Below are 8,847 nucleotides of genomic sequence, written 5' to 3' on the forward strand. Positions count from 1 at the left end.
GTGGGATTGCCGTTTGGCTCATTGGGTACCTCCTCGATACCAAAAAGGTCGCAACCTAAAAATTGGCAATAAATACTTGTTGTCGATGTTCAACTGGCTGTGGCTTCACGTTCATGTCAACGGCTTGCTGAGTCCCGGCTAGAAACAGACTGAAGTTATGCGCCAGTTCACCACTAGCAATGGTTAAAATTGCTGGGTACGTCACTTCAAAACGGTAACGTCGACATGTCCGCCCGTATTGTTCTATTAGTGTTTGAGCTAACTTGTTGTTATTGGCAATATCATCATCTGTTAACTCGATGGTGCACACGTCCCACTGTGCTTCCTGCTCACGCTCTTTAAACGTGACTATACCAATACCCAGCCTTTCAAAAATTCGCTTAAAACCTGCAACACTCCCCGCGTCTTTAGCATTCACTGCTGCGTATTTCACTCGCTTACGAAACAATGAAAGCGGTTCACCCTCAAAGCGTTTAATGTCTCGATCCCAAGCCATTAACTCCAAAGTCTTTTCACTGCATGTCAGGGCATCCATTTGGCGAAGCGGAAACAACAACCAACTCCAAACCATTTGAAAAAATACGAACACCCCTTTCGATAAAAAGTGTGGCTCTTTGATTTCCTCCGAGGTGGTACTTCCATCTTGCCACCAAGGGATGACCACTCCTGGTAACTTTGGGGGGGATTGTTTTTGATCGTAATATTGATGTTCAGACATGAGTTATCCCCTTACCGTTAGCGTTTTCAAACGAGGTTGTTCCAAGCCACTGATGATGTCTTCTTGCACCTTTCCGCCTACGGTGAACTTAACCGATTCGACCTCCGTCATATTGGTGTGGATTTCGGTACCAAGTAGAGAAAGACTGAAACGGCTTTCTGGTTTAGAGCGAGTCATCTCTGGATAAGCGGCCGTTTCGCGAAATGCCGCCCTAATACGACCTTCGACTTCTAATAACTCGTTCACTTGCGCTTGCTCGTCTAGGCTCTCCACTAAAATAACCTCGGCGAGCACATCATGCTCAGCATCTGGAATGGCCTTACAAGTCAGTACATCACCGTGACCGTGATGCCCTTTAGTCATAATGTGGTCATTTAACTCATCAATGACTGATTGAGGGGTTTCACCGACTTCCATTAAAATCAAAGCTTCTGCCGTTCCTGGCGTGACTTCACCTGTATTTTTGAAATAGATATTATCGCTACGAACCCCAGCGACACTTGAAATAATCGAGCGGTAAACGTCATCAATGTGCCACTCGCCTGAACTAGTGAAAGCATTCTGAATACGCAGTGCCAACTCTTCATTACTTTCAGTGTTTGCACCCAGTTGGGTGATCCAATCAGGCTCATTAACCGCATCAACAATCCCTGGGATCTGTTCTGGAATAATATTGAAGTAACCTGCTGGCAAATTAAAATCAGAGCCAGCTTCCAATGCTTCAACGAGCACTTTCCCCGTCAGCTGACCTGAATCAATCACGGTTTCAGCCAGCACACGAACTTTATACACCACTCCACTAATCGGCAAAGTTTGAACTACTGCGCCAGCTTCGACCGTCACAGCATCAGCAGCGTTCACCTTGGTTAAGGTGATATTGCCTTGTGTTTTCTCTGCCCCTTTCGGAACAATGTCGTATTCCCAAGCTTTCAACTCTAAGGCCCAACGCTCTGCCGTCGCCACAAAGATATTCGGCATCACGTGTTTAGCAAGTAGCGTTCTAATTAACCAGACACACGGTGTTATTATTGCAGCACGAACCCATCGCCAGAACGGTGACATTTCAGAGTCATTAGATACCTTACAGCCAGCCCCAGCCACTTCTTGTTTTAACTTGGCCTCGAATTCCTCTTCGGTCACCGGCACACCCGACTCACTTAAGATATCGATAAAGTCTGCGCTTGGTCGTTTACTCATATTGTCACCTCAAACTCACCATATTCATAAGCCGTCGCGGTTAAGATCATTTCACCCGTTTCCCGTTCTGTTGCGGTTGCGGTACCTGGAACGACTCGTACATCACCCTCAGCTAGCTGCTCAATCTGTACCATCACATCAGCTCGCAAAGCCGGGTTTCGTTCAGCAACCAATTGACGAGCCAAACCGGCTTCCATAATGGTGTGCTTAATGTCTTGAGCAATACTGTACAAATTACTGCATTCGGTTGGCTGTTGGCCTGCGTCCATCTCCCACCCTCCGTCAATCACTTTTATGTCTCTATACTTCTTATCATCCGGCATTGAGTTCATCCCACTCTGCTAACTGATCTGGAGTGACCCCGTTTGGCGCGGTGATGTAAACGTCACCGTAAGAGTTCACATTGCTCCCTTGTGGTTTGTGGTTAGTCGTCACATTTTGAACCATACTTGGCGGTAGCGTTGGCAGAGCACCCGGTTGTTTGTATTCGGCAATGCTTTCACCGTTAGCTACTGTTGGCATGGTTGGCGCTTCAAACGTCATGGGTTCAATTGATTTAGGGGCATTTCGCTCAGCTTGAACCGCGGCACTGATTTCTGGCGTCTCCACCTTACTACCCAACTCAATGTCCACACCAGGGAGCATATTAAGCAAATCAACAATACCCTCAATCGCTCCTGCAATAACATCAAACCAAGCCGTGTCTTTGAATGCTGCGGTTAAGTCATCCCACCAATAGATTGCAGCAGCCACACCACCAATTAGCAGTGCCATACCAGCCACGACCCATGTGACTGGGTTAGCCCATAAAGCGGCATTAAATAACCAGGCTGCTGCAGCGCTAGCTATCGTACTAATGCGGAACAACTTCATGATGCTATTTAAACCTGTCATGGTGACGGCCCAACCTGCCGACATCATTTGTCCAATACCCATCGCAAGCGATAATGTTGCTACCACACCACCAAGGGATAAACCCGCAATCGAGACATAGCCCAAAATTTCAGCAAGCCATGGGAATTCGTCTGTCCAGCCCACAAGCACCATCATGCCGTCAGCCATCAAACCAACAACAGTATTGATAGACGGAAGCACAGCACCAAATACAGCAGCACGGACGGCAAACCATACAGACTCCAATCGCTTCCATTGGTCAGTCATAGTGCTCGCCATTTCTTCGGCTTTTGACATGCCTTGAACTTTACCTAGGTGTTCAATACTGACGGCTAACCCATCAGTATCAGCCATGAGCAGCTTGATCATGCTTACGGCTTCTTCTGAACCAAATGCTTTTTTCAAGTCGGCCGCTTCTACCACACTCAAGGTGTCACCATATTGGCCTTTCAATTTATCGAGAATATCCAGCATAGGCAGCATCTGACCTTGGCTGTCAGTAAAAGATACATTGAGTTTGTCTTGAGCATTGGCGACCCCAGCTAGGAACGCTTTATATTTAGTCCCCGCTTCACTGCCGCTCATTGTGGCTTGCAACGTACCTAATATTGCCATTTGTTCCGACATCGCAATTCCTGCCGATGTAGCATTAGCCCCCACACTAGTGAAAGCGCTACTCATTTCACTACCCGTGGTTTTGAACCTTTGCACCGCACTGGCGGTCATGCCTGCTATCTGGTCCACCCATTCACTTTTACCCATTCCTATGGCTTGATTTTTAAATATTCCATACATGGTGCCCATGTAATTAGTAATAGTAGCGGTGTCAGCTTTAGTCGCGGCAGCAAGCACACCCGACGCTTTGGTAAACTGAGAAAGCTCCTCACCGTTTAACCCCGCAATAGCGGACTGAATATCATAAGACGCACCAACAAACTCCGTCGCTGACTTACCGTACTTGGCAGAAAAGTCGAGAGCGGTCGCTTGCAATTGCTTTAATGCATCCTCAGCAACCCCAAGTGATTTCACCTCACCTAGTTTTCTGTCCATTTCAATGGCAGGCATCAATGCATTCTGGATAGCAAAGCCAGCCGCGACCAAACCCGCACCACCTGTCGCCATGTTTTGCATGCCTTGCTTGCCTACTTCCATGGAAGATTGCATTTCTTTGGTAATGCCTTGCAGTGGTTTGGTTACTTGGTCAACCAAAGCCACGTGCATTAAAAGCTTTTCCATACTCATGCGTAATGTTGCCTCTACCTACTAAACAATCGGCTAATTGCGCTCATTACTGCTCTTTCTTCACGTTCGAACTGGTGTTGATCCAACCAGATAGCGCGACTTAAACTTTGTTCGTCATCAGGCTCACTGGGTAAAAAGTGACGACGCAGGGCAAAGGCTTGTTCAAGTGGGCTCTCTTCAATCCTCTTTGCCCTGTCGGTTATTTTTTTAGTGTGATTTCAATGCCACCTTTAGAGGCATTACTCACGGTGGCATACAGCTCAATGGTTAGGCCGGGAACACTATCCAGCAACTCGGTCAATGCCGCTTTCTGTTCCGGTTTAACCGTACGAGTTAAATACGTATATGCAGGCGCCACCTTATTGTTTGGCATCATGTCATTGGTGTAGTTGTTCGCGTCTTGCACCGTTGGGGTAAATTCGAAGTCCGTGTCACCGATAGTGACTTCTACAGGTTTTGAGGAAAAAACAGGTTTAGTCATTGTCATCTCTCTTGGTTTTTTCGTGCTTAGCACGCCATTGCAAATAATCTTCAGCTTGCTGAGCACATTGACTCAACGCCGCTTTTAATTTGGGTACATCTTCACTGGCGGTGATTAATGGGCTAGTGCCTCGAATTTCCGGTTTATGACAAGACACGATCAGCCCCGCAGGCGGTAACTTCACCACCACTTGAGTCGCAACCCACTCAGTACGGTTCGCGCAACCGGTCAACAACATCACTAGGCCAAGACCTTTGATAACACTCTTCATCAACAAGTTGGCGTCGCAGCGTTTCAATGTCTTCATTGAGCTTTCCTTCTCTCGTGCTGTGTAACCTTGCTCTCTCTACCAGTAAATGATTCGCCTCGCTGTTTTCTTGGGTTAGGGTTTCAATGGTTGCTTGGCTGATCTGATTGGTTGATAAAGCGCTTTCTAAACGCGTCTTTAAAGCCGCTAACTCAGACTGACTCACTTTCAACATCAACCACATGGCCCCCATGGCAATCCCCACAACGACAATCAGTAGCCACTTCCCCCATTTAATGCTTTTAAATGGCAAGGCAGCGATCACGTTCTTTTTCCCTGCGGTCAATTAAACCTTTCAACTTCACGCCTCCGCCATATACCCATCTAGGTAACTCATGGCACGCTTTGATAAAGTCACCCCGTTTAATAAAACGGTAAATCTGTGTTTCACTGCCATCCCGGTTTCGCATAAATCGAGTGCACCCGGTATTAAAGCTAAAAGAGGTGAAGGCATCGAACTGACCTGGTGACATCTGTTTGCCAGAAGCGACTTCTGCCCGACTGATACACTGTTCAGCTTGTTGTAGGTTCTTCACCCAATCTGTGGCGATTTGCTCTAACGACACCACTTGGTCTTTCACATCATGAGTATTACCAATACCATTCGTTGCTAACCCTGCCGGACAGGTGTAAAGGCCTTGGCGGCACCCTTCCGCATTGCCGATGATCTCCAGTCCAATGGCGCTCGTTCTTAATGCCCCCATTTGTTCACCTGCGATCGTCACATTGCCAATCGGCAACTCTGAGCGATGCAATGCCATTCCCCCAGTCACTAGCCCGATCACTGCCGCGACAGAGCAAATAATGCGTTTCGTCATTTTCACTTGGTGTCACACCTTTTTTCGCTCGCGATACGTTGCATCGCTCGTTTATGCCAGTAATTCAACCCGAGAGCTGCCAGACCAATGACCAACGATAAGATGAAGTACCACTCTTCAAATGTCAGATTACTTAATGTCATGCCGATTAATGACATTAAGTAAGCAATTCCACTGGTTATTTTGTCGTACCAGTCTTTCATTTCGTTACTCCCGCTCTACTTGGCAAGGTTTGTAATACCGACACCCTGCTCTCGCCAATCAACGCACTTTTGAACCCTTTCTTGTTGGCTCGTCTGCACTGACCGTTTAAGTTGACTGACCACCGCCATTTCGGTGAATTTGGTTTCGTTACTACTTGCATGATCAACAAAATCCGGCATTCGCTCTCTCACTAGACTTAAAGCAGACCACGTGTATCGTCTGAACTTAGGTACGAAATACCATTGATGCGGACAAAGTGCGGGCTCGTCACAAACCCTTTCAGTTTGCGCTTGGTTTTATCACTACTATTAGGATCAACACTCAGCAGATCAGAGAGTTGAAGCTTCACACCGAACAACTCCACTTTGTCTTCATCCTCTCCCGTATTCGCATAAAACATGCAATCGTGAGGTTGAACGCCACGCCAGCTTCCCGCTTCACGCGCTTTCTGCTGCAGCTTTCGGAAATTGTTCAAGTCCAACTCATATTCCACGTCACAACTCACCGCACCGTGAGTAAAACCGGTTGGAATACCTCGCTCTTTATCAACGGCTGATTCATCATTGATGGTTGCCGTTGCCGATTCCACATGAACCAAAACACCCAGAATATTTACGTCGAAGCTTCGACCGGTATAACGAGAATTCATTGATTACTCTCCTAGTCGTTGATTAAGCATGATGCCGATTGTGATTTTTACCGGACATTCATAAGGTGTCACCGCCAGCAGAATTTCTACTTCTTCACTGTTCATCCAAGTAATGGTGATGTCTTCATCTTGTGGCGGTTTGATTTCGCCAGGGAACTCGTAATCACCAATTTTCTTCACAACCGCCATTTCACGCAGATCTTGGGTAAAATAGAGTTTTGCACTTGCTTCACTGCCTGGTGTTGAATTCAATTCACGGTCCGCAATTCGAGCAATGGCACGAGCACGAACTTTACGCGCCGCTTTCATCGCAACACGAATGTGGCGAATATCTTGGAAGTCGCCCCCCGGCACATCCAATGTGCGGCCCGTTGTCCAATACTGCCCCGGATAATCTGGGTACCACATCGGCACAGCAATTCGAGACGCTTCCAAAGCCTTAAGGGTTGCTAACTCCAAAGGCTTGCCGTCTTTATCTTTTGCCAGTTCTAGGCTCCCTAGAACACTGCCTGTTTTGACTCGCGCGGGGGAATCCGCGATAGATACTTCTTGGTTTGCCAGCCGCCCTGCATAGATACCGACTGTTGAGTTATCTTTATGAACTTGAGGAACAACAGTGACGTACTCACTGGCGATGCTTGTTGGTATGGCCACTGTTGCCGCAAGCCATTGCGCCCAACTTTCCCCTGTTATCGGATCATTATTGATACTCGGTAACGTGCAAATCATGAAGACTTCACGACCTAACTTGGCTTTTAGGTCAGTACGGAAAGCGACTACCTCTTCAAGAATCGATGTACCGGTCTCCGTTTTATCCAACACAACCGCTTCAAAACTTGACGTTTCATTGGCTTTAAGTACGGCGGCTTGCCAACTGTCAGCAAGGTCTAAAACCATCACACCTGCCGTCCAATTCTGCTTCCCATTCAATTGGGCTGCTTTCAATGTGATCATGTGTGCAGGATCGATGTTATCAAACGTGCTGTCTGCAAAATCCGTGGTGTTGTCCACCATGATCAAGTTGCGCTCAATGCCCGAAACAGTGCCAAACACAACAAACAGAAAATGAAATTCAACGCCCGGGATTGGTCCGCGCATCATGTTTAGAATATTAATAATGACGGTAGGCCATGCCATGAGTATTTATCCTCTTCTTAGGTGTTTAGGTTGAACCTTCCAACCGTAGTCAATGCCTTGAAAAGCTCTTGTCCATGCCTTTCTTAAGCTTTGCCTTGTCGCTCCTAGGAACTTACGAGGAGGGACAACAATCTCCCAACTGCTTTTTATCCGAACCAGTCCTAGCTCCCTTAGTTTCTTAAATGCTCCTTTAACTTCGTACTGAGTTAGGTTTTGAGTCATCCATTTAATGGTTGGGACTCGCTTGGAACCTCTTTTCGCTTTCGGGTTAATTCGCCTTGCATACACTTCATAACCAATATTTCGTAACGCTTTCGCCTGTCCCTTTGTACACATTTCAGTGTCACTGAGCTGCGTTTCACGCCCAGTTGGCGTGTTATCTTTGTTTGCTTTACGTCTGTGCCCTTGCTGATGAAAATTGGCAACATAAGCACCGTGGATGCGATAGCTCCCTTTCCCCACTGAAACTTTCGCTGCATCTTTGTTGCCCGAGACATAAATCAGCTTCTTAAACCCTGTAAGCATTTTTTTGCTCTTGCCTTTACGCTTATTTCTCCGAGCTTTCCACGCTTTCCCATCTGGGCTTTGCTGTTTGGTAATGTTGCGTTTCGATATTTTCTGAACTTCTTTGGCGACTCTTCGTAATAACCGCTCTCGCTTGGTTGCCGGCATAGCCAGAGCTTTTAGAATTTCATCTGTTCTGAGCACACCTTTTTCATCCCACTGAACTTTAATCATCGTTTCAGATCCAAAGTGAATCGTTCAGCAATCCAAACTTCATACTCTGCTAAGTTGTATTGTTTACCATGCCAATGAATCACCCCTTCTTCCTCTTCGACTATCGTGACAGGCTCTATAAACTGAATATCTATCTCTACGTTGGCTGTCTTGTCACTTTCGGGCTCAACTTTGAATCTAGGATCTTCCAATTCATAGGTTTCACGATATGGGTCATGACTTTGTAACCAAGCCATAACTGAGGCCATGACAATAGCTGGCTCAAACTCCCTAAAAGGAAAACGTTCTATCGAGATAACCGCTTCGTATTCCATCATCCCCAAATCGACGCCCAACCCTTGGTGCTTTGGAGTGAGTTGCAGTTCAGCTCCATCCATCCACGACTCAAGCAGCGAATGACAATTTTTAGGGATGACTGTCAATAAGTGAGCTGTTAACGTTTGGAGTAAATACCCCATTTCA

At 46.8% G+C, this 8,847-nt stretch carries 13 protein-coding genes; all 13 read right to left on the reverse strand.

Annotated features, from left to right (window positions below; translation table 11 throughout):
• Window positions 1-55: 55 nt before the first annotated feature.
• Window positions 56-718 carry a phage tail protein gene (locus AB4653_RS12150; protein ID WP_102257917.1) on the reverse strand — a complete coding sequence of 221 codons (663 nt, stop codon included), beginning with the start codon at window positions 716-718 and terminating at the stop codon, window positions 56-58.
• Window positions 719-721: 3 nt separating this feature from the next.
• Complete coding sequence (locus tag AB4653_RS12155; protein WP_102257918.1) at window positions 722-1,915, reverse strand: baseplate J/gp47 family protein; 1,194 nt, start codon at window positions 1,913-1,915, stop codon at window positions 722-724.
• Complete coding sequence (locus AB4653_RS12160; RefSeq protein ID WP_372070511.1) at window positions 1,912-2,247, reverse strand: DUF2590 family protein; 336 nt, start codon at window positions 2,245-2,247, stop codon at window positions 1,912-1,914. Before AB4653_RS12160 ends, AB4653_RS12155 begins: the two co-directional genes overlap by 4 nt.
• The gene (locus AB4653_RS12165) at window positions 2,228-4,051 is read right to left on the reverse strand and encodes a phage tail tape measure protein (RefSeq protein WP_102257920.1); all 1,824 of its coding nucleotides are present in this window, start codon (window positions 4,049-4,051) and stop codon (window positions 2,228-2,230) included. The genes AB4653_RS12160 and AB4653_RS12165 overlap by 20 nt, the downstream gene beginning before the upstream one ends.
• Window positions 4,052-4,065: 14 nt before the next feature.
• A complete protein-coding gene (locus tag AB4653_RS12170; protein WP_372074299.1) occupies window positions 4,066-4,254 on the reverse strand; it encodes a DUF6890 family protein in 189 nt (62 codons plus the stop codon).
• Window positions 4,251-4,532 carry a putative phage tail assembly chaperone gene (locus AB4653_RS12175; protein ID WP_102257921.1) on the reverse strand — a complete coding sequence of 94 codons (282 nt, stop codon included), beginning with the start codon at window positions 4,530-4,532 and terminating at the stop codon, window positions 4,251-4,253. Before AB4653_RS12175 ends, AB4653_RS12170 begins: the two co-directional genes overlap by 4 nt.
• Window positions 4,525-4,839 carry a hypothetical protein gene (locus AB4653_RS12180; RefSeq protein ID WP_237300131.1) on the reverse strand — a complete coding sequence of 105 codons (315 nt, stop codon included), beginning with the start codon at window positions 4,837-4,839 and terminating at the stop codon, window positions 4,525-4,527. Before AB4653_RS12180 ends, AB4653_RS12175 begins: the two co-directional genes overlap by 8 nt.
• Before the next feature lie 242 nt (window positions 4,840-5,081).
• On the reverse strand, window positions 5,082-5,663 hold the full coding sequence (locus AB4653_RS12185; RefSeq protein ID WP_102257922.1) for a lysozyme: 582 nt from the start codon (window positions 5,661-5,663) through the stop codon (window positions 5,082-5,084).
• Window positions 5,660-5,860 (reverse strand): phage holin family protein, encoded by a 201-nt coding sequence (locus AB4653_RS12190; RefSeq protein WP_240798334.1) that lies wholly within the window; start codon window positions 5,858-5,860, stop codon window positions 5,660-5,662. Before AB4653_RS12190 ends, AB4653_RS12185 begins: the two co-directional genes overlap by 4 nt.
• Before the next feature lie 197 nt (window positions 5,861-6,057).
• Window positions 6,058-6,510, reverse strand: coding sequence for a phage protein (locus AB4653_RS12195; protein WP_102257923.1), 453 nt, complete (start codon window positions 6,508-6,510; stop codon window positions 6,058-6,060).
• A 3-nt stretch (window positions 6,511-6,513) separates the two neighbouring features.
• Window positions 6,514-7,647: a DUF2586 domain-containing protein gene (locus AB4653_RS12200; protein ID WP_102257924.1), complete on the reverse strand. Its 1,134-nt coding sequence runs from the start codon at window positions 7,645-7,647 to the stop codon at window positions 6,514-6,516.
• 6 nt (window positions 7,648-7,653) lie between these two features.
• The gene (locus tag AB4653_RS12205; RefSeq protein ID WP_102257925.1) at window positions 7,654-8,385 is read right to left on the reverse strand and encodes a phage virion morphogenesis protein; all 732 of its coding nucleotides are present in this window, start codon (window positions 8,383-8,385) and stop codon (window positions 7,654-7,656) included.
• On the reverse strand, window positions 8,382-8,847 hold a 466-nt coding region (locus tag AB4653_RS12210; RefSeq protein ID WP_372104265.1), incomplete at its 5' end, for a phage tail protein. The genes AB4653_RS12205 and AB4653_RS12210, both read right to left, overlap by 4 nt.

This window comes from Vibrio sp. 10N.222.48.A3 (genome assembly GCF_041475345.1).
In the GTDB taxonomy this organism is placed as follows: domain Bacteria; phylum Pseudomonadota; class Gammaproteobacteria; order Enterobacterales; family Vibrionaceae; genus Vibrio; species Vibrio tasmaniensis_A.

Coding starts and splice junctions, on each gene's coding strand:
- AB4653_RS12150 (WP_102257917.1), bottom strand. CDS start 718: ATGTCTGAACATCAATATTACGATCAAAAACAATCCCCCCCAAAGTTA.
- AB4653_RS12155 (WP_102257918.1), bottom strand. CDS start 1,915: ATGAGTAAACGACCAAGCGCAGACTTTATCGATATCTTAAGTGAGTCG.
- AB4653_RS12160 (WP_372070511.1), bottom strand. CDS start 2,247: ATGAACTCAATGCCGGATGATAAGAAGTATAGAGACATAAAAGTGATT.
- AB4653_RS12165 (WP_102257920.1), bottom strand. CDS start 4,051: ATGAGTATGGAAAAGCTTTTAATGCACGTGGCTTTGGTTGACCAAGTA.
- AB4653_RS12175 (WP_102257921.1), bottom strand. CDS start 4,532: ATGACTAAACCTGTTTTTTCCTCAAAACCTGTAGAAGTCACTATCGGT.
- AB4653_RS12180 (WP_237300131.1), bottom strand. CDS start 4,839: ATGAAGACATTGAAACGCTGCGACGCCAACTTGTTGATGAAGAGTGTT.
- AB4653_RS12190 (WP_240798334.1), bottom strand. CDS start 5,860: ATGAAAGACTGGTACGACAAAATAACCAGTGGAATTGCTTACTTAATG.
- AB4653_RS12195 (WP_102257923.1), bottom strand. CDS start 6,510: ATGAATTCTCGTTATACCGGTCGAAGCTTCGACGTAAATATTCTGGGT.
- AB4653_RS12200 (WP_102257924.1), bottom strand. CDS start 7,647: ATGGCATGGCCTACCGTCATTATTAATATTCTAAACATGATGCGCGGA.
- AB4653_RS12205 (WP_102257925.1), bottom strand. CDS start 8,385: ATGATTAAAGTTCAGTGGGATGAAAAAGGTGTGCTCAGAACAGATGAA.